Source organism: Mycobacterium sp. (assembly GCF_965229105.1).
Lineage (GTDB): Bacteria > Actinomycetota > Actinomycetes > Mycobacteriales > Mycobacteriaceae > Mycobacterium.
Map to the genome: position 1 here is coordinate 803,930 of NZ_OZ245858.1, position 19,592 is coordinate 823,521.

A 19,592-nucleotide genomic window follows, 5' to 3' on the forward strand; every position below is an offset into this window, starting at 1 on the left:
CGAAGTGAGGTAAGGCTAACTTAACTAAAAGTTCGGTAGCCGCGCAAGGCTTACCGGTTAGGGTTTGACCCGTGGTTCGCATCGCCTATCTCGGTCCCCGGGGGACGTTCTCCGAAGCGGCCCTGATCCAGATGTCGGCCGGCGACCTCGTCCCCGGCGGGGCAGGGGTGAAACCGCTCCCCACCGACAGCACCCCGGCCGCGCTGGCGGCGGTCCGCGCCGGCAGCGCCGAATTCGCCTGCGTGCCGATCGAAAACTCGATCGACGGATCGGTCCTGCCGACCCTCGACAGCTTGGCGGCCGACCCGGAGCTACAGATCTTTGCCGAGCTGACCCTGGACGTGGCATTCAGCATCGTCGTTCGGCCAGGCGCGGTGGCCGATGACGTGCAAACCGTCGCGGCGTTCCCCGTCGCCGCCGCGCAGGTGCGTCGTTGGCTGGGCAAGCACCTGCCGCTGGCGACCGTGGTCCCGGCGATCTCGAATGCGGGTGCGGCCGAAGATGTTCTGCACGGCCGGGCCGACGCCGGGGTGAGTACGGCGTTGGCCGCCGAGGTCTACGGGCTCTCGACGCTGGCCGACGGGGTGGTCGACGAGCTCAACGCCCGCACCCGCTTCGTGCTGGTGGGCCGTCCTGGGCCACCGCCGGCGCGCACCGGTGCCGACCGCACATCGGTGGTGTTGCGGCTGGCCAACGTGCCCGGCGCGCTCGTCGGCGCCCTGAACGAATTCGCCGTGCGCGATATCGACCTGACCAGAATCGAATCCAGGCCCACCCGCGTCGAGCTGGGCACCTACGTTTTTTTCCTCGACTTCGTCGGCCATATCGACGATACGACGGTTGCGGAGGCACTCGAGGCGCTGCGCCGGCGTTGTACAGGAGTGCGGTATCTCGGGTCGTGGCCGATGGATTCGGTCCCAGGTGTGAACGGTGAGGCGAAATCATGAGTGGGCGGTTGGTACTGGTCCGGCACGGGCAGTCGTACGGCAACGTCGATAAGCGACTCGATACCCGTCCGCCCGGAGCCGAACTGACGGCCAATGGCCGCGAACAAGCGCGCAGCTACGCCCGGCGCGTCGAGCGCGCACCCGGACTGCTGGGCCATTCCATTGCCACCAGGGCGCTGCAGACCGCCGGCGAGATCGGCGCCGAACTGGGCGTGCGCACCCATGAGTTGGACGGCATCTACGAGGTGCAGGTCGGCGACCTGGAGAACCGTAACGATCAGGCCGCGATCGATGAGTTCGAGAGCGTCTACCGACGCTGGCACGACGGCGACCTCGATGTGTCGATGCCCGGCGGGGAGTCCGGCACCGACGTATTGCAGCGGTACGTCCCGGTGCTGACTGATCTGCGTATGCGCTATCTCGACGATCACGACTGGACCAGCGATATCGTCGTCGTCAGCCACGGCGCAGCGATTCGACTGGTCGGCGCGGTTCTCGGCGGGGTGGAAGCCCACTTCGCGCTGGAGCACCACCTGGCCAATACCGAATCAGTGGTGCTGGCGCCGATCACCGACGGCCGGTGGAGCTGCGTGCACTGGGGCTCGCAGTCGCCGCCGTTCTATCCCGAACGGGCGGTGGATCCGATCGAGGAGGCGAAGGCCTCTTCCGATCCGATGGGCTGAACACACTCGCACCCCACCACATCGCAGTCGATGACCAGGGTGTGCACGATCAGCTCGGTGTCGTCGCAGTCTGGGTCCGTGCACTCGGTGTGCCGCAATGCATGTCGAATGAGCGTGCCGTGGCAGTGCTGCAGCCCTGCCTCGCACTCACGACACCGAACATCCATGGGCCGTTCTTATCACTTGACCCTGACAAACCGATGCTGCCGCGCCAGGAATCTCAGGCCCAGCCCAGTTCGTGCAGCCGGTCATCGTCGATCCCGAAGTGATGGGCGATCTCGTGCACGACGGTGATCGCCACCTCCTTGACGACCTCTTCCTCGGAATCGCACATATCGAGCAGGGCGTCGCGGTAGATGGTGATCGCGTCGGGTAACGAACCTGCGTAGAACGAATCCCGTTCGGTCAGCGCCACCCCTTCGTAGAGACCCAACAGATCGGGCTCATCGGGGTGCCGATCCTCGACCAGGATGACGACGTTGTCGATCGCCGCTGTCAGCTGCTGCGGGATGGAATCCAGCGCATCGGAGACCAGCCCGTCGAACTGTTGCGGGCTCATCTGAACGGGCACTGCGATCAGGCCGGCGGCAGCGGGAGAACGGGTCCCGGCGCTGGTCCTGGCGGAGGCGCTTCCATGGGTGGAGCATCGGCAGGCGGCGGGGCGTCGGCAGGTGGTGGAGCCGCGGGATCCACCGGCGCCGGCGGTGCTCCAGGGGGTGGGGGATTGAAGGTGTTGCCCTGGGTGGGCGGCGGCGCACTGGCCGACGTGGTGGGGGCCGAGGAGGTCGGAGCCGGTCCGGGCAGATGCTGACTGCCGTCGCTCTGGCTCGACGACGATGACGATCCTGACCCTGACGACGAAGACGAACCCGAGTTGTCTGAGTACGACGAGTCGTAGGACGGCGACTGCGCCTGGGCTGGATCAGGCAGCGGGATCGGCGGCATATTGAGCCGCTCCTCCGGAATATCGGGCGGGGCGATCGGCGGCTGGCCGTTGATCAGCAGCGGGCCCTTGGCGCTGTTGAGCAGGGTGGCCCAGCCGCCGTTACCCAGGGTTGCGCCGATACTGCAGGCCACCTGATGGCTGCCGGCGGCCCAGCTGGGCAGCGAGATGGTGTTGTAGGTCAGGGTCAGCGTGGTGGCCCGCAACTGAACGGGCGCCAGGAAGGCGTCCGTCATCTTGGTGCAGGTGTCCTTGATATAGGTGTCCTGGTCCGGTTCCGACGGCAGAGCGCCGGGGAACTTCTCGGCCAGGTTCACCGCACCGGTCACCTCCATGGCATGCGGCGCAGCGCAATCCACGGGAGTATCGGTCGGCTGGTTGCTGGTCGGGTCGATACCGACACAGGTTCCGGCCGGCCACACCTTGGACTGGTCGACATCGGCGACCTTGCCCTTGAAGGCCAACTGCTGACCGTCTGGACCGGCCAGTTGGAGACCGCACAAGATCCGGCGCTCACCGGACTGGCGCCAGGCCTTATCCCCCGACCACAGCATGCTGACCACGAACCGGCTGTTGGGGTCAAATTTCGGGCCGAGGTAGCGCCGCACCGCGGCCTGGCACTGCTCCTGCGTGATCTGTTGGATCCGAGCGGGAGAGGGCGGGGCCGCGTCGGGGCCATACTCCGACCCCGGAAAGGTTCGCATATCGACCGACTCCGCGACCTCGAAGCGGTGGTCGTCCTTGCAGTCGACGAGCGTGGCTCCGTCGGGGTCTTTACCGTCCCAATTCAGGCACTTGCCGCCGTCTGCGTGTTCGAACGTCTCATTGCTTTTGCCGCCGGCGCTGCTGGAGTCCGAGGCCAGGTAGCCGGTCAGGCCGTTCCTGTCGCCGGTGATGGGTAGCGCGGTGATCAGGCCGGCGATGAGGAGCCCACCGAGTGCGGTCAGCAGTAGTGCGCGGCGCGTCGAGGTCGAGGGCAGGGTGCGCAGCCAGGAGAACCGCTCCGGCCGGCCCTCGGGCTGGTCATCGACGGTTTGTGCCTTCGTGAATGCGTCCGACATCGATTCCATTGTGACAGGCGTGTCCCAGGCTGTGACAAGTGATGCAGTTGTAACGTTATGTGGTTGTGCTGTGGCCCCTCGGGGGTGCGCGGTTACGTTGGGGGTCATGACGAGTCCCGACCACGAGGCGCGCGATGTGCTGGAGCTCGCGCGGCGGCTCTTCGACATGGCCCGCGCCGGGGATGCCGTCGCACTTGCGGCCTACCTCGACGCCGGAGCGCCGGTTGATCTGACCAATGCCGCCGGGGACACCTTGGTGATGCTGGCCGCCTATCACGGGCACGCAGATACCGTGCGTGTGCTGACCGAACGCGGCGCGGATGTGGACCGGGTCAACGACCGGGGTCAGTCACCCTTGGCGGGCGCGGTGTTCAAAGGTGAGGACGACGTGGTGCGCCTGCTGGTGGACGCCGGGGCCGATCCGACGGGCGGGGTCCCGAACGCCATCGACACGGCGCGGATGTTTGAGCGCACCGGCCATCTGGAGATGTTCGGCCAAACCGCGAATCGCGGGGACGACGAGGGTAGGTAGTGTTCTCGCCGTGATCGACCTGAAGTTGCTCAGGGAAGACCCCGAAGCCGTCCGCCGGTCTCAGCTCAGTCGTGGCGAGAATCCGGCCCTGGTGGACACGCTGCTGTCTGCTGACACCGCACGCCGCGCCGCCATCTCGACTGCCGATACGCTGCGCGCCGAACAGAAGGGCGTAAGCCGCCAGGTCGGCTCCGCGACGCCAGAGGACCGGCCCGCGATACTGGCGCACGCCAAAGAACTGGCCGCAGGTGTGAAATCCGCGGAGACCGCGCAGGCCGAGGCCGAGGCCGCCTTCACCGCCGCCCACATGGCGATCTCGAACATCATCATCGACGGCGTGCCCGCCGGCGGTGAGGACGATTTCGTCGTGCTGGACACCGTAGGTCAACCCACCGCCATCGAAAACCCGAAGGACCATCTGGAACTGGGTGAGGCGCTGCACCTGATCGATATGGAACGCGGCGCCAAGGTGTCGGGTTCGCGTTTCTACTTCCTCACCGGCCGTGGCGCGCTGCTCCAACTGGGATTGCTCCAGCTGGCGGTTCGACTGGCCACCGAGGCCGGTTTCACGCTGATGATCCCGCCGGTCCTGGTGCGCCCTGAAATCATGGCCGGCACAGGCTTTCTCGGCGCGCACGCCGACGAGATCTACCACCTCGAGGCCGATGACCTGTACCTGGTCGGGACCTCGGAGGTGCCGATGGCGGGCTATCACTCCGGGGAGATCATCGACCTGTCGGACGGGCCGATGCGCTACGCGGGTTGGTCATCGTGTTTCCGTCGTGAAGCGGGCAGCTACGGTAAGGACACCCGGGGGATCATCCGGGTGCACCAGTTCGACAAGGTCGAGGCGTTCGTCTACTGCAAACCGGAAGACGCCGAGGCCGAGCATCAGCGGCTGCTCGGGTGGCAGCGAGAGATGTTGGCGCGCATCGATGTTCCCTACCGAGTCATCGACGTCGCGGCCGGAGATCTCGGCTCGTCGGCAGCCCGCAAGTTCGACTGCGAGGCCTGGGTGCCGACGCAGCAGACCTACCGTGAGCTGACCTCGACGTCGAATTGCACGACGTTCCAGGCGCGACGGCTGGCCACCCGCTATCGCGACGAGAACGGTAAGCCGCAGATCGCTGCGACGCTCAACGGAACTCTCGCCACCACCCGCTGGGTGGTGGCGATCCTGGAGAACCACCAGCAACCCGACGGCAGCGTGAAGGTGCCCGAGGCACTGGTGCCCTACGTCGGCGCGGAGGTGCTGGAGCCATGATCGATATCCAACTCGACGAGCTGCGTTCCTGGTTCGGCTTTGGGGTGGCCGGGAACTTCGCCGGGCACCTCGAACAAGCCGGCGAGGCAGCGGATTTCGTGAACGTCAGCTCCGAAGGTGTTGCGCCCAAAGGGATTTTCCCCTGGTATGCGCCCGGAACTGACACCTTTCTCGGTGAGTTTCCACTGTCGCAAGATGCGGTTATCCTGCCCGAGAGTGCCGAGCCGCTGAACCTGCAGATCGAACCCGAGGTGGGGCTGGCCTGCCGGGTGAGGTGGGCCGGTGACGTGGTGGCCTCGCTGGAGCCGTTCGCGCTCGGTGCGTTCAACGACTGCTCGATTCGCCGACCGGGCGCACCGAAGATCAGTCACAAGAAGAACTGGGGACCCGCGTCCAAAGGCGTGGCGCCGACATTCTTCGATATCAGCGATCTCACACCCGACGGCCCGACCGCGACCTTACGGTTGGTGTGTCATCTCAAGGCCGCCGATGGTGAGCTGCACGAGTACGGGGTCGACAGCCCACTGCTCGGTTACTCCTACTACGGCGAGGTGCTGCTCGACTGGATCGTGGAGCGCCTGGCCAACCAAAAAGGTTCGCCCGAAACACCGTTGGAGGATGTCGGCGCCTTGATGGTGGCTTCAGGGCACCCTGAGCATGTGCTGATCGGTATCGGCGCGACGCGCTACACCGAGCTGGGGGAGTCAACGTTCCTACAGCCGGGCGACGAGGCGATCGTCCGCGTCTACGACACCGAATCGGACGCCATTTCCGAACTGCGGCAAAAGGTTACGACCCGCTGAACCAACGGAGGTCCCGATGACGGCAGTAACGCAGCTGTGGCGCTTCCCAGTGAAATCGATGGGCGGGCACCAGGTCGACGAGGTGCGGGTCGACAAGCGCGGCGTCCATGCCGATCGGTTGTGGGCGGTACGGGATCTGGACAACGACATCACCGCGACGGCCCGCAAGATCCCCGCGCTGTTGGGGTGCACTGCGCGCTACGCCGAGGAGCCGGGGCCCGATGCCGGGCCGGGCGAGGTGCCACCGGTGGTGATCACTTTTCCCGACGGCTCTGCATTGTCCAGCTCCGATCGCACGATTCACGACCGGCTCTCGGAGCTGGTCGGTCGTCCGGTGCGGCTCACCTCGTTGCCTGCGGTCTCAGACACCAGCCAGCACCGTCTTTCGCTGCGGCAGACCAAGGCAGGCTTCTCCGCCGATGAGGTCCGTCGAGATTTCGGGCTGACGCAATCCGAGGCACTCCCCGACACGTCGGTGTTCACTCCGAAGCAGGTGGTGACTCTGGCCAGATATTCCACGCCGCCAGGCACTTTCGTCGATCTCAGTGCCGTGCACCTGCTGAGTTCGACCAGCCTGCGATCGCTTTCGGCCGACGGCGCGGGGTACGACGTGCGACGTTTCCGGCCCAATGTCCTCGTCGACGTCGACGAAATGGACGACGGGGCCCAGTCCGCGGCGGAGTTTCCAGAGACCGCCTGGGTCGGTGCGACGGTGCGCATCGGGACATCGGCGATGTACGTCACCGTACCCACCATCCGGTGTGTGATGCCGACGCGTCCGCAGCCCGGGCTCGAACTCGACCGTGGGCTGACCCGACAACTCGCCGCCCGCACCGACCGGTTCCTCGGGGTGTATGCCGACGTGACCGGGCCGGGGCTGCTGCGGGTCGGCGACGACGTTCGGGTGCAGCACGCCCTACCGCCCAACGCCGTTCGCCGCGCCGTCTCGACGGTCGGGCGCTCGGCGATGCAACGGTTGCAGCAAGTGTTGGAGGCGACCGTTCTGCGCGGGTGAATAGGATTGAGCCCGATGACTGACCTGGTAGCCCTCGCGGCCCTCGCCGACGCCGTACAGGTCGGCCGGATCACCGCCCGCCTGTTTTTCCCTTTTGCCGGTGTGGTGCTGGTGATCGCAGGCATTCTGCTGAGGGTGCGGGCACGCGCAGCGACGAAGCCGCCACCGGGGTACTACCAGCAGCCCCAGTACCCGTACGCGCCGCCGGCCCCTCCGCCACCGTCCCCCGATAAACGCAAGGGCTCCGTTCTGCTTGTGGTGGGCGCATTGCTGATCGGGGTCGCCCTCGTCGGTGCCGTCGAGCGGGTCGCCCGTCAGAACGACGCGTTGGCGGTCGGCAACTGCGGGACGGCGGTCGGGCAGTCTCCGGACGATTTCCAGCCCGTCGATTGCGATGACCCCGCCGCCGTGGTCGAGGTGGCCTCGCGCAGCGACACCAACACCTGCCCCGACGGAAAGCAGGCCGGTACCCGCGATTCGGACTACGGGAACATCAGCAACGGATCGACCGCGTACTGCTTTTTGCCGAACCTCAAGGAAGGCAGCTGCTACACCGTCGACATGGCCAAAGACGAGCTCAAACCCGCCGACTGCAACAGCGACCTCGCTGTTCTGGTCGCCAAGCGGGTCGACGGCAGTACCGATGAATCCGTGTGTGCCGCAAGCAGTAAAGCCTTGGTATACACCACCCCGGCCCGGGTCTACTGCTTGACAAAATCGTAGAAGGTCAGCGCTCCAACAGTTCATCGAGCACGGCGAGAAATTCTTGCGGCCGCTCCGGGGTGAACGCGGGACTCGGCCTGGCGCCGGCGATATCGAGGGTCACCAGCGTGGACTTCAGTGGCCTGCGCACATCCAGCGGTAGCCAGCGGCGCAGATCTGAGCTACCCCAAATGCGGAATCGCTGGATGAACATGCCCAGCGGCTCGCTCTGGTATCCGCGGATCGACCGTAGCGGGATGACTTTCGCGGTACCTGAGGGAAAGTGGTAGCGACGCAACGTAATCGCGTGCCGATCCAGTGCGACGATACCGTCGTCGTAATGCTGCGCGGTTGGCTGGCTCACAGCTTCGTCGATCGCAGCTCATGGCCCCTGGAGGTCAGGCACCGCCCGTTGTTCAGGTTCCACTGCCAGCCGTGCAGATTGCACGTCAGGGTCGATCCGTCGATCACGCCGAATTTCGACAGGTCCGCCTTGAGGTGCGGGCAGCGACGCTGAATCTCCCAGCCTTCCACGGTGACCGACGATGAATCGTCGTGCGCTTCGGCGAACCAACCGTCGGCGTAGGCGATGCGCTCGTCGGTCAGACATTTGAAGAAGGTGTACAGATATTCGTTGTACCCACCCACCCGCCAGGCGGTGAACCGGGTGGACAGGAAGATGGTGTTGACCCAGTCGGGCTCCCTGTCCCGCACCACCGTGCGCACCAGCTCCGGGGGTATGCCAAACCCGTAGCGGAACTTCTCGTCGGGAATAGGTTCGCGCACAACCCGTTTCGGAAAGTCGAGGACCACCGTTTCGCCACCGAGGCGCAACTCGACGGGGTAGCCGATACCGTCGCAGATCTGATCGGTCTGGAGCATGATGGGCTCGAACAGGGCGCGCAGCGGTTCGAGCAGCGATTCGCCGTCAGCGGGTGCCCAGCGCGCTTTCTCCGCAGCCAGCACGGGCGCCATCCGCTCGGCGTAGTCCGCGATGTAGGCGGTCTTACCGGTGGTGAAGATGGCCTCGACCTGCTCGACGGGAAGTGGATGAGTCAGTGAATTGAGCTCTGCCCCAGTGAAATCCGCCGTCGTGCCAGGGATCATCAACAAACCACCATGGTGGCCGTTGTTCCGCATCTGCTCTAAGAACACGATCTGGTCGGGGAAGATATTGGCCGGATCGCCGTGGTCGTCGTTGAGGTCGCGCAGCGCGGGATCCAAAAAGCACGGCGGTCCGGCCGAGGGCACCACCCAGGTCGCGCCGACCTGCGCGATGTATTGGCGGCTGCGGTCCATCTGACGCTGGCGCTTTTGCGTGCCGAACGCCGCCTTGGCGCGCGCAGGCATGTCGTAGACCATCGGGTACCAGATGGCGCCTGAGTACTGCAGCATGTGCACGTCGATCGGGCCGAATTCGGCAGCCAGCACGTCGAGGTCGACGGGGCGGGCGTCGTTCATGTTGAAAGCGACCGTCTCCCCGTCCGATACCACCAGCCCGGAGTCACCGATGGGGCCGTCCGCGGGCGCGCGCAGCGCGATGATCATCACGTCGAGGTTGCCCTTGGGGCCGCTGACGGTGTGCCGTTGCGAGTCGGTGGTCTCGAAGAACGTGTGAAAGCCGAGCGCCTCCAACTCCCGGCGCAGGTCCGGTACGGGGAAGTCCGGGAGCAGCACGACCGCGTCTTTGTTGACGTGCGCGCGCAGGTTCTCCGGGTCGAAATGGTCCTTGTGCAGATGCGAGACGTAGAGGTAGTCGCAGTCACCGAGGGCGTCCCAGTCCAGGGTGCTGTTATCGGGGAACGGAAACCACGACGCGAAATAGGCCGGGTTCACCCACGGGTCGCACAGGATGCTGCCGGCCCGGGTCTCGATCCGGAATCCGGCATGCCCAACGCTCGTGACCTGCACAAATAGCCTTTCTGACGTCTGTTGCTGTGGTGTCCAGCTTAGCCGTCGCCCTGATCGGGGGCCTGCCACAACCGCCGGTAATAGTCGATCGCGATGGCATCTCGCTCGATGCCATAGGCCTCTAGCAGCTCATCTTCACAACATGCGGAGTAATTCCAGCCCAGTGACATCGTCGCGATGGCCAGGTCGGCCCAGCGGTCGGCGACCCCCAGCGACCCGAGGTCGACGTGCCCGCAGTAGCGGCCCTGATGGTCGATCAGGGTGTTGGGGGCGCAGGCGTCGCCGTGACAGACCACCAACCGGTCGACGGGTGGCGCGTCGGGAAAGTCGGTCCGCACCCAGGGGCAGGACGCGACGGGCAACCGGTCATGCAGGATCCGCAGGCCCGCCCCGATCGCACGGGCGGCTTGTTGCGGCCGGGCCAGCCAGTACCGGTCGACTGCCGACGAACCCGCCAGGCCGGCGGTGTGCAGCCAGTTCGTTCCGACGCCCAACACCTGGGGCACCACCACATAGCGGCGCGCCCAGGTCAGCCGCTGCGCCTCTCCGACGAAATCGCCAGGTGCGGTCTTGACGTACTCGGTACCACCGTCGATCCGGAACGTCGTGCCGCCGAGTTCGTTGAGCCACACCGCCCGCACCGGACGGCCCGCCGCTATCCCCCGCACGACCTCGGGCACCGGCACATCACCGGAGGGAAATACCACGAAGTGACCTTCGCACCCGGACCGTGACCGGGGAGCACTACGCTTGACAATTGTGGAACCGGTATACGGCACCGTTATCCAGCTGGCCCGGCTGACCTGGAGAGCCCAGGGGTTGACCTTTACGGTCACGGGCGTCGAAAACCTGCCCAAAACCGGCGGCGCCGTCATCGCCATCAACCACACCAGTTACTTCGATTTCACCTTCGCCGGCCTGCCCACCTACCAGCAGCATCTTGGCCGGAAGGTGCGCTTCATGGCCAAGCAGGAAGTGTTCGACCACAAGATCACCGGTCCAATCATGCGCAGCCTGCGCCATATCCCCGTCGATCGCCAGCACGGCGCGGAATCGTTCGACGTGGCCTGCCAGCGACTCAAAGCCGGCGAGTTCGTCGGTGTCTATCCCGAGGCCACGATCAGTCGCAGCTTCGAGATCAAGGAGTTCAAGTCCGGCGCGGCCCGGATGGCGATCGCCGCGGGTGTCCCCATCGTTCCGCACATCGTCTGGGGCGCCCAGCGGATCTGGACCAAGGACCACCCGAAGAAGATGTGGCGGCCCAAGGTCCCGATCTCGATCGCTGTCGGTGAACCGATCGAGCCGACCCTGCCCGCCGCCGACCTGACCACCCTGTTGCATTCGAGGATGCAGCACCTGCTGGAACGCGTGCAAGACGCCTACGGCCCGCACCCCGCCGGTGAGTTCTGGGTACCGCATCGACTCGGTGGCGGTGCGCCGTCACTGGCTGATGCCGGCCGGCTCGACGCAGAGGAAGCTCGGCGCAAGGCGCAGGCAAGGGCGGCCCGAGAGGCGGATGGGTCCGGTTCGGGGTAGATGGCATGGAACCGGTTTTTCGCGCGCTGGAGATCGCGGCCGTGGTGGTCGTCAAAGCCACCGGCACCGCGATCAGCTTCCACGGGCTGGAGAACATCCCGCCCGTCGGCGGCGCGGTGATGGCGATCAACCACACCAGCTACGTCGATTTCCTGCCCGCCGCCCTCGCGGTCAAAGCGCGCAACCGGCGGATGCGCTTCATGATCAAGTCTGAGATGCAGAAGATCAAGCCGGTCAATTTTCTGATCAAACGGTCGAAGGCCATCCCCGTCGACCGGCGGGCCGGCGCCGACGCGTACGCCATGGCGGTGCAAGAGTTGCGGGCCGGCGAGATCGTGGCGGTCTACCCAGAGGCGACCATCAGCCGTAGCTTCGAGCTCAAGGAATTCAAGTCGGGTGCGGCCAGGATGGCGCTGGACGCGCAGGTGCCCATCATCCCGTTGATCGTCTGGGGTGCGCAGCGGATCTGGACGAAGGATCATCCGAAGAATCTGGGGCACAACAGAATTCCGGTCACCGTCATCGTCGACACCCCTATCGCGCCGGTGGGTCCCGCCGACCAGTTGGCCGCCACCATGCGCACCGCGATGACCGATGTGCTCGATCGGGCCCAGTCGAAGTACCCCCACCCCGACGGGTCGTACTGGGTGCCGCACCGGTTGGGCGGGAGCGCCCCGACCCCAGCAGAAGCGAAAGTTCTCGACGAGGCCGAACTGGCCGAGCGGGCACGCCGACGAACGGAGAATCAGTGACATTGCCTGCGCTCATCGCGAGCGATGTCGACGGCACCCTGCTCAACGAGGACGAGCTGGTGACGGCGCGGACCCGTGACGCGGTCCGCAATGCAGTGGCCGCGGGTGCCCAGTTCGTCCTGGCCACCGGCCGGCCGCCACGGTGGATCAAACCGGTGGTGGATGCCCTGGGGCTGGCGCCAATGGCGGTGTGCGCCAACGGCGCGGTGCTCTATGACCCGTCGACGGATCAGATCATTTCGGCGCGGACGATTTCCGCCGACGTGCTGGCCGCGCTGGCCGATATGGCGTTACACGCCATCCCCGGCGCCGGGCTGGCCGTCGAGCGGGTCGGCCGTAGCGCCCATGATGCCGCCACCCCGCAGTTCGTCAGCTCCCCGGGTTACGAACACGCCTGGCTCAACCCCGACAACACCGAAGTATCGATTGAGGATCTGCTGTCGGCGCCCGCGGTGAAGCTGTTGATCCGCAAGGCCGGCGCGTCCAGCGCCGAGATGGCCACCGAATTGGCCAAGCACGTCGGGTCGCTGGGCGATATCACCTACAGCACCAATAACGGCCTGATCGAGATCATGCCGGTGGGCATCAGCAAGGCCACCGGTATCGCGGAAGTGGCGGATCCGCTGGGTATCACCGCCGCCGATGTGATCGCGTTCGGGGATATGCCCAACGATGTGCCGATGCTGCGCTGGGCCGGTCTGGGGGTGGCGATGGGCAATGCTCACCCCGATGCGGTCGCGGCGGCCGATGAAGTGACCGCGCCCAACACCGATGACGGCCTGGCTCGGGTGCTCGAACGCTGGTGGCTGTGAAGGCTTTCAGGCGGACTTGTCGATCGGGGTGAAGCGCTCCAGCTGAATGGGCGGCCCGTCGGCCGGCGGGGGTGGCAGTTCCTGGGCGACGCCGTCGACCACCCTGGTCACCATGCCGGTCTCGCGATCGAAATTCAGTGTGCCGTGCTGGAAGTTCTGCACGATCCACTGCGGTTCCTGGATTTCGGCGCTCGTCGGCATGCCCAGTAGCCCGCGTTCGTAACCCAGCGACGCCCAGGCGTCATAGATCGCGCCGGTCACCGGTTCGGCGCCGCTGCCGGGTGACCAGTAGATGGCACCCCGGTCGAACGTCACGTAGCGCGTATCGCCGTCGGTGGCGGCCTCGGGCGCCCGCGGTGCTCCGAGCGCACTCTTATCGGCGCCGAGGGCCTGCCACTTGGCGTAGATCGCGCCACCCCTGAGCCGGTCTTCCAGGGTCATCGGACCCGGCTGATCGTTGAATCGTGCTGCAATATCTCGGATTTCGGGCATGGCGGCATAGGCGGCGTTACCGGGGCAGTCGGTGTTGCCGACATCGCGGTGGGTGAAGATGGTCGGCAGCGTTGGGGTGGCGCCGCGGGGAAAGTGGGTATACGACGTGCCCGCCGATGTCAGTACGACGGTGCCGCGGGGGTCGACATGGTCCAGGCCGAGGCGCCAGCCGAGCAGCCTGCCGACAGTACGCAGTTGGATATCGGTGGGTCGGACATCGTCGAAGTTGCCGAGCATGGCCACGCCCCAAGTGTCCCAATTGAATCCACCGGTGTGCGAGCCCTCGACCGGGCGGTCGATTCCGCCTGCGCGACCCTCGAAAACCTGCCCGTACTTGTCGACCAGGGCGTTGTAGGCGATGTCGCACCAGCCCAGGGTTCGGGTGTGATAGGCGTAGATCGCACGCACGATCGCCGCGGAATCCTCTGGGGCGTAGTCATTACTGCCTGCGGTGTGGTGCACGACCGCCGCCCGCACACCCTCGTCGTAGACCGGGGTGCCACATTTCATCGATTCGTCGGCACCCCACTGACTGCGGGAGATGATGTTGGGGGGCTGCCCGGGTGCCAGCACCCCAATCGGGGGTTGCCACTGAGCGTCGACAGGCGCTTGCGGGGGCGTGATGAGTACGGCCGAGAGATTCTGCGCGAGCGTCCGTTCGGTGCTCGCGGGAACGTAACCCAACGTGTCCGGTTTCGCGTCGGTCGGGGGCGCCACCGTGACGGGTGCACCTGGCGGCCGGGTCACGGCAATCTGGACCGCCGTCGTCGTTCCGACGAACAGGGGTTCGGTGCCCTTGGGGCCGTGTGCGGGTCCGTCATCGTCGCCGTTTGATTCCACAGTCTCGGCGTCGTACCAAGGACCCCAGTTACCGTCGCTGCGCTTGGCGCGGATCCGGGCCGAGGTGCCGGTCAGGTCACCACCGGTCAGGGCGACCATCGAAAACGGCGTCTGCTGCGAGACTTCGCGGATCGTGACGCCGCCGCCGAGCCCGGTCAGCGGTTGTTCGGCCAGTCGGGTGTCCTGGGCGCGCGGATGGTGGGCGTCGGCCGAGGTGTCTTCGAAGGCCCACGGCAGCAGGACCGCTGTCGCGGTGATGGCGGTGAGCAGAAGGGCCGGGGCTGGGCGCGAACGTCTGACGATGCGGCGCTTGGGGCGCATTCCGCGGCGAAATAGCGCTAGGGGACCGGACGGCACGGCCTGATGTTACGTATGTGTCAGTTGATGCCTATGTGTCGACACGCTACGGAAGTGAAGAAAGTGAAACCTGCAACGGCACCGCAGGGACTCTTGGGCTCGATACCCGGGGGACGGAAGCGAGCCCGCTCTGCGGTGCCGTTTTGGTGCAGGTCTTAACCGACCGCGGGTGCCGCTGGTGCGGCGGCTGCGGCCGACTGGATTGCGCCCGTGATCGAGGGCATCAGGACACCCTTGAGTAGATCGATCGCCTGGCCGGCGCCCAACTGCTGCGCCGCACTGCTCAGATCGCTGATGATGCCGCCCGAGGCAGGTGCGGCCCCGTATGAGCCCAGCGACGGATCGCCAAGGATCGGGTACGTGCCCGCCATCGGGTCCAACCCGATGGGCGAACTGATCGGCTGCTCGGTCCCGAGACCCGTCGTTCCCAATGCGCCGGGCACGGTGAGATCGGGCGTGGTGAGACCCGGGGTAGTGAGACCCGGAGTGGTCAGGCCGGGCGTGGTCAAACCCGGGGTGGTGAGACCGGGTGTCGTCAGCCCCGGGGTGGTCAGGCCGGGCGTGGTCAGACCTGGTGTGGTGAGACCGGGTGTGGTGAGACCGGGTGTGGTCAGACCTGGTGTGGTCAGACCTGGGGTGGTGAGACCGGGCGTGGTCAACCCTGGGGTGGTCAGACCGGGCGTGGTCAGCCCCGGTGTCGTCAGCGCCGGGTTGGTCAGGCTGGGCGCGGTCAGGCCGGTGCCGGTAAGGCCCGACGTGGCCAGCGCGGGGCCCGCGCTGATCGGCTGGGTGCCCGCCGGGCTCAGGCCGGTCGGCAGCGGCGGCAAGGTGACGCCGAACTGGGACAGACCCTGCGAGAGGGCAGAGAGCAGCTCGTTGGGCAGGTCGGTGACGACCGCAGCCTGAGTGAACTCGCGGCTCTGTGGGCCGGGGTTGGCGGTTGCGGACAGTTCAGTAACAGCGACCACGGCAAATGGACTCGCGACTGCCAGGGCGGCGACTGCGCTCATGGCTGTCGAGAGCTTGCGTCTCCGTCGGTTTGGCACGGAAGTCTCCTCAATATCTGGACTACGTGTGGTGTGGATAGATACGTGTTCGATGGTACGGCTGGGACTAGTGGGACTAGTGGTACGAGACCGAATCGTGAGTGAATCGCGACCTTCATCGACTACAGACCACTGGAAAGCGCACAGCGTGGGCTGCGAGGCGGGACCGGGCGTCGCGGTCGGATACCCTAACTGCCGATGACTTCACCTACAGCCCGGGTCGCTGCGCTCCCGCCTACCGGACGTTTTGACCTCCTCGTCGTCGGATCCGGATTCTTCGGCCTGACGATCGCTGAGCGCGCGGCTACGCAGCTCGGCAAGCGGGTATTGGTGCTCGATCGGCGGTCGCATATCGGAGGTAACGCCTACTCCGAGCCGGAACCGCAGACCGGCATCGAGATCCACAAATACGGCGCCCACCTGTTCCATACCTCTAATAAGCGGGTGTGGGACTACGTGCGGCAGTTCACCGAGTTCACCGGTTACCAGCACCGCGTCTTCGCGATGTATCAGGGCCAGTCCTATCAGTTCCCCATGGGCCTGGGCCTGGTCTCTCAGTTCTTCGGCAAATACTTCACCCCCGATGAGGCACGGCAACTGATCGCCGAGCAGGCCGCCGAGATCAACACCGCCGACGCGCGGAACCTCGAGGAAAAGGCGATCTCACTGATCGGCCGGCCGCTGTATGAGGCGTTCGTCAAGGGTTACACGGCCAAACAGTGGCAGACCGACCCCACAGAACTGCCCGCGGCGAATATCGCCAGGCTGCCGGTGCGCTACACCTTCGACAACCGGTACTTCAATGACACCTACGAGGGCCTGCCCGTCGACGGTTACACCGCGTGGCTGGAGAAGATGGCCGCCGATGAGCGCATCGAGGTCCGCCTGAACACCGACTGGTTCGACGTCCGCGACGAATTGCGCGCCGAGAGCCCGTCGGCGCCGGTGGTCTACACGGGCCCGCTGGACCGTTACTTCGACTACGCCGAGGGGCAGCTTGGCTGGCGCACCCTGGACTTCGAGCTCGAGGTACTGGACACGGGTGATTTTCAAGGCACCCCGGTGATGAACTACAACGACCTCGACGTGGCGTACACGCGTATCCACGAGTTCCGGCACTTCCATCCGGAGCGGGCCTATCCGAGCGATAAGACGGTGATCATGCGGGAGTTCTCGCGGTTCGCCGACGATGAGGACGAGCCCTACTATCCGATCAACACCGAAGCCGACCGCGAGGTGCTGGCCGCCTACCGGGACCGCGCCAAGGCTGAGACCGAGACGGCAAAGGTGCTGTTCGGCGGACGCCTCGGCACCTACCAGTACCTGGATATGCACATGGCGATCGCCAGCGCATTGACCATGTATGACAACACCCTCGCGCCGCACCTGACCGACGGTGCCCCACTGAGTCAAGACCAAGAAAGCACCCAAGCATGAGTGACATCCCGTCCGGCGCTCTCGAGGCCGGCGAGTCCCGCGCAGTCAGTCTGCTGTCGCGGGTGATCCTGCCCCGACCGGGCGAACCGCTCGACGTTCGCAAGCTCTATATCGAAGAGTCCGATACCAACGCCCGGCGGGCGCACGCGCCGAACCGCACCAGTCTGGAGATCGGCGCCGAATCCGAGGTGTCGTTCGCGACGTACTTCAATGCGTTCCCGGCCAGCTACTGGCGGCGCTGGTCCATCCTCGACACCGTGGTGCTCCACGTTGAACTCACCGGCACGGCCCGCGTCGATGTCTACCGCTCCAAGGCCACTGGCGCCAGGATCACCATCGGTGGTGCGGAAGTCAGCGGCGAGCACGCGAGCGCCGAGTTCGAGATCGAGCTGTCCCCGTTCGAGGACGGCGGCTGGATCTGGTTCGACATCACCACCGACTCGGCCGTCACCGTGCACACCGCGGGCTGGTATTCATCGGTCCCCGCCCCCGGCCAGGCCAATATCGCCGTCGGTATCCCGACCTTCAACCGGCCGTCGGACTGTGTCGCCGCGCTCAAGGCGCTGACCTCAGATCCGTTGGTGGACGAGGTGATCGGTGCGGTCATCGTGACCGATCAGGGCAACAAGAAGGCCAAGGATCACCCGGGCTTCACCGATGCCGCCGCCCCGCTCGGCGCTCGGCTGTCCATCCACAACCAGCCCAATCTCGGCGGCTCCGGTGGCTACAGCCGGGTGATGTACGAGGCGCTGAAGAACACCGACTGCGAACAGATCCTGTTCATGGACGACGATATCCGCATCGAGCCGGATTCGATCCTGCGGGCGTTGGCGCTCAACAGGTTTGCCAAATCACCCACCCTGATCGGTGGCCAGATGCTCAACCTGCAGGAGCCGTCGCATCTGCACGTGATGGGTGAGGTCGTCGACCGCGCCAACTTCATGTGGACCAACGCCCCGCACACCGAGTACGACCATGACTTCGCCAAGTACCCGTTGGCCGACGATGACCTGAAAAGCACACAGCTGCACCGCCGTATCGATGTCGATTACAACGGCTGGTGGATGTGCATGATCCCGCGCGCGGTGGCCGAGGAACTCGGTCAGCCGCTCCCGCTGTTCATCAAGTGGGATGACGCCGACTACGGTCTGCGCGCCGCCGAACACGGCTACAGCACCGTCACCATGCCCGGCACCGCGATCTGGCATATGGCGTGGAGCGATAAAGACGACGCGATCGACTGGCAGGCGTACTTCCATCTGCGTAACCGACTGGTGGTCGCGGCCCTGCACTGGGACGGTAAGGCCAACGGTCTGCTCGCCAGCTCAGTCAAGGCCACCGTCAAACACCTTCTGTGCCTTGAGTATTCGACGGTCGCCATTCAGAACCGCGCCATCGCGGACTTCCTGGCCGGCCCGGAGCACATCTTCTCCATCCTGGAGTCGGCGCTGCCCGATGTGCACAAGATGCGTAAGGAATACCCCGACGCGGTGGTGCTGCCAGGGGCCACCGCGCTGCCGAAGCCGTCTGGCCGCAGCAAGGTCAACAAGCCACCAGTTGCGTTGCCCGTCATCGGATTCGGGCTCCTTCGTGGCGTGCTGCACCAGCTCCGCAAGGAAGATCCCGCACACCATGTGCGGCCACAGCTCAACGTGGCGACTCAGGACGCGCGCTGGTTCCTGCTGTGCAAGGTCGACGGCGTCACCGTGACGACGGCGGACGGTCGCGGTGTGGTCTACCGCCAGCGCGACCGGGCCAAGATGTTCGACCTGCTGCGCGCATCGCTAATTCAGCATGTTCGGTTGGCTCGCAAATTCAACAAGATGCGCAGGGTCTACCGCGGCGCGCTGCCGGTTCTGACCAGCACGCAGAAGTGGGAAACGGTGCTGCTGGAATCGGCGGACCGCAGTGATGCCTGAGCCAGCTTCACCTGGCGGTGAAGTGGCCGTGCTGGTGGCAGTGCAATCGGCTCTTGCCGATAAGCCCGGTGTGTTGACCGTGGCCCGCGCCATGTCGCATTTCGGTGAGCACAGCATCGGCTGGCTGGCGGTGTCCGCGCTGGGTGCGCTGTGTCAACCGGCACGGCGCAGCCAATGGGTCGCCGCCGGCGTCGGGACATTTACCGCGCACGCGGCCGCGGTGGTGATCAAGCGCATCGTCCGCCGTCCACGACCCCATGATCCGGCGGTCGCGGTAAACGTCGGTGTGCCAAGCAAGCTCAGCTTCCCGTCGGCACATGCCACGTCCACCACCGCCGCGGCCATCCTGATGGGCCGTGCCACCGGACTGCCGTTGCCGGTCGTCCTCGTCCCGCCGATGGCACTATCGCGCATGGTGCTCGGTGTGCACTATCCCAGCGATGTGGCGGCCGGTGTCGTCGTCGGCGCCCTGGTTGCCAAGGGAATCGCGTCTCTCGCTACCGGCAATGGGGCCAAAGGCAGGGGACACTGATGACGGTC

Annotated in this window: 19 protein-coding genes and 1 pseudogene; 13 read left to right on the forward strand and 7 right to left on the reverse strand. The window is 65.8% G+C overall.

Features of this window, described 5'->3' with window-relative positions:
- Positions 1-71 precede the first annotated feature (71 nt).
- Together pheA and ADBZ9O_RS03795 are read left to right on the forward strand one after the other, a co-directional pair.
- Positions 72-923, forward strand: a pseudogene (gene pheA / locus ADBZ9O_RS03790) (prephenate dehydratase); the annotation flags it as partial.
- A gap of 20 nt (positions 924-943) precedes the next feature.
- A complete protein-coding gene (locus tag ADBZ9O_RS03795; protein WP_526528542.1) occupies positions 944-1,630 on the forward strand; it encodes a histidine phosphatase family protein in 687 nt (228 codons plus the stop codon).
- Positions 1,631-1,850: 220 nt separating this feature from the next.
- Here ADBZ9O_RS03795 and ADBZ9O_RS03800 read toward each other — a convergent pair whose 3' ends face one another.
- Positions 1,851-2,201 carry a metallopeptidase family protein gene (locus ADBZ9O_RS03800; protein ID WP_526528544.1) on the reverse strand — a complete coding sequence of 117 codons (351 nt, stop codon included), beginning with the start codon at positions 2,199-2,201 and terminating at the stop codon, positions 1,851-1,853.
- 5 nt (positions 2,202-2,206) lie between these two features.
- Positions 2,207-3,643 (reverse strand): septum formation family protein, encoded by a 1,437-nt coding sequence (locus tag ADBZ9O_RS03805; protein ID WP_526528546.1) that lies wholly within the window; start codon positions 3,641-3,643, stop codon positions 2,207-2,209.
- A 97-nt stretch (positions 3,644-3,740) separates the two neighbouring features.
- Here ADBZ9O_RS03805 and ADBZ9O_RS03810 point away from each other — a divergent pair, with 97 nt between their 5' ends.
- From ADBZ9O_RS03810 to ADBZ9O_RS03830, 5 genes are read left to right on the forward strand one after another with little or no spacing between them, the layout of a single operon-like run.
- A complete protein-coding gene (locus ADBZ9O_RS03810; RefSeq protein ID WP_526528548.1) occupies positions 3,741-4,166 on the forward strand; it encodes an ankyrin repeat domain-containing protein in 426 nt (141 codons plus the stop codon).
- 10 nt (positions 4,167-4,176) lie between these two features.
- Positions 4,177-5,430: a serine--tRNA ligase gene (gene serS, locus ADBZ9O_RS03815; protein ID WP_526528550.1), complete on the forward strand. Its 1,254-nt coding sequence runs from the start codon at positions 4,177-4,179 to the stop codon at positions 5,428-5,430.
- Positions 5,427-6,233, forward strand: coding sequence for a DUF5718 family protein (locus ADBZ9O_RS03820; protein WP_526528552.1), 807 nt, complete (start codon positions 5,427-5,429; stop codon positions 6,231-6,233). Before serS ends, ADBZ9O_RS03820 begins: the two co-directional genes overlap by 4 nt.
- Before the next feature lie 16 nt (positions 6,234-6,249).
- Entirely contained in the window at positions 6,250-7,248 is a 999-nt protein-coding gene (locus tag ADBZ9O_RS03825; RefSeq protein WP_526528554.1) for an MOSC domain-containing protein, read from the forward strand.
- A gap of 15 nt (positions 7,249-7,263) precedes the next feature.
- On the forward strand, positions 7,264-7,971 hold the full coding sequence (locus tag ADBZ9O_RS03830) for an LppU/SCO3897 family protein (RefSeq protein ID WP_526528556.1): 708 nt from the start codon (positions 7,264-7,266) through the stop codon (positions 7,969-7,971).
- 4 nt (positions 7,972-7,975) lie between these two features.
- On the opposite strand, the gene ADBZ9O_RS03835 is transcribed toward ADBZ9O_RS03830, so the two are convergent.
- Genes ADBZ9O_RS03835 through ADBZ9O_RS03845 form a run of 3 tightly spaced genes read right to left on the reverse strand, consistent with a single transcriptional unit; the run spans position 7,976 to position 10,568 of the window.
- On the reverse strand, positions 7,976-8,314 hold the full coding sequence (locus tag ADBZ9O_RS03835) for a hypothetical protein (RefSeq protein ID WP_526528558.1): 339 nt from the start codon (positions 8,312-8,314) through the stop codon (positions 7,976-7,978).
- Positions 8,311-9,861 (reverse strand): Rieske 2Fe-2S domain-containing protein, encoded by a 1,551-nt coding sequence (locus tag ADBZ9O_RS03840; RefSeq protein ID WP_526528560.1) that lies wholly within the window; start codon positions 9,859-9,861, stop codon positions 8,311-8,313. The genes ADBZ9O_RS03835 and ADBZ9O_RS03840 overlap by 4 nt, the downstream gene beginning before the upstream one ends.
- 38 nt (positions 9,862-9,899) lie before the next feature.
- Complete coding sequence (locus tag ADBZ9O_RS03845) at positions 9,900-10,568, reverse strand: phosphotransferase (protein ID WP_526528563.1); 669 nt, start codon at positions 10,566-10,568, stop codon at positions 9,900-9,902.
- Between the two features lie 52 nt (positions 10,569-10,620).
- Here ADBZ9O_RS03845 and ADBZ9O_RS03850 point away from each other — a divergent pair, with 52 nt between their 5' ends.
- The 3 genes from ADBZ9O_RS03850 to ADBZ9O_RS03860 are packed head-to-tail and all read left to right on the forward strand — an operon-like array spanning position 10,621 to position 12,961.
- Entirely contained in the window at positions 10,621-11,397 is a 777-nt protein-coding gene (locus ADBZ9O_RS03850; RefSeq protein WP_526532805.1) for a lysophospholipid acyltransferase family protein, read from the forward strand.
- Positions 11,398-11,402: 5 nt separating this feature from the next.
- The gene (locus tag ADBZ9O_RS03855; RefSeq protein WP_526528565.1) at positions 11,403-12,149 is read left to right on the forward strand and encodes a lysophospholipid acyltransferase family protein; all 747 of its coding nucleotides are present in this window, start codon (positions 11,403-11,405) and stop codon (positions 12,147-12,149) included.
- Positions 12,146-12,961, forward strand: a complete 816-nt coding sequence (locus ADBZ9O_RS03860; protein ID WP_526528567.1) for a Cof-type HAD-IIB family hydrolase — start codon at positions 12,146-12,148, stop codon at positions 12,959-12,961. Before ADBZ9O_RS03855 ends, ADBZ9O_RS03860 begins: the two co-directional genes overlap by 4 nt.
- A 6-nt stretch (positions 12,962-12,967) precedes the next feature.
- On the opposite strand, the gene ADBZ9O_RS03865 is transcribed toward ADBZ9O_RS03860, so the two are convergent.
- Together ADBZ9O_RS03865 and ADBZ9O_RS03870 are read right to left on the reverse strand one after the other, a co-directional pair.
- Complete coding sequence (locus ADBZ9O_RS03865) at positions 12,968-14,614, reverse strand: N-acetylmuramoyl-L-alanine amidase (RefSeq protein ID WP_526532807.1); 1,647 nt, start codon at positions 14,612-14,614, stop codon at positions 12,968-12,970.
- 191 nt (positions 14,615-14,805) lie between these two features.
- Positions 14,806-15,696 (reverse strand): hypothetical protein, encoded by an 891-nt coding sequence (locus ADBZ9O_RS03870; protein ID WP_526528569.1) that lies wholly within the window; start codon positions 15,694-15,696, stop codon positions 14,806-14,808.
- 198 nt (positions 15,697-15,894) lie between these two features.
- Here ADBZ9O_RS03870 and glf point away from each other — a divergent pair, with 198 nt between their 5' ends.
- Genes glf through ADBZ9O_RS03885 form a run of 3 tightly spaced genes read left to right on the forward strand, consistent with a single transcriptional unit; the run spans position 15,895 to position 19,584 of the window.
- On the forward strand, positions 15,895-17,133 hold the full coding sequence (glf, locus tag ADBZ9O_RS03875) for a UDP-galactopyranose mutase (protein WP_526528571.1): 1,239 nt from the start codon (positions 15,895-15,897) through the stop codon (positions 17,131-17,133).
- Entirely contained in the window at positions 17,130-19,052 is a 1,923-nt protein-coding gene (locus ADBZ9O_RS03880) for a glycosyltransferase family 2 protein (protein ID WP_526528573.1), read from the forward strand. The genes glf and ADBZ9O_RS03880 overlap by 4 nt, the downstream gene beginning before the upstream one ends.
- Entirely contained in the window at positions 19,045-19,584 is a 540-nt protein-coding gene (locus tag ADBZ9O_RS03885; protein ID WP_526528575.1) for a phosphatase PAP2 family protein, read from the forward strand. The genes ADBZ9O_RS03880 and ADBZ9O_RS03885 overlap by 8 nt, the downstream gene beginning before the upstream one ends.
- The last annotated feature ends 8 nt before the right edge of the window (positions 19,585-19,592 follow it).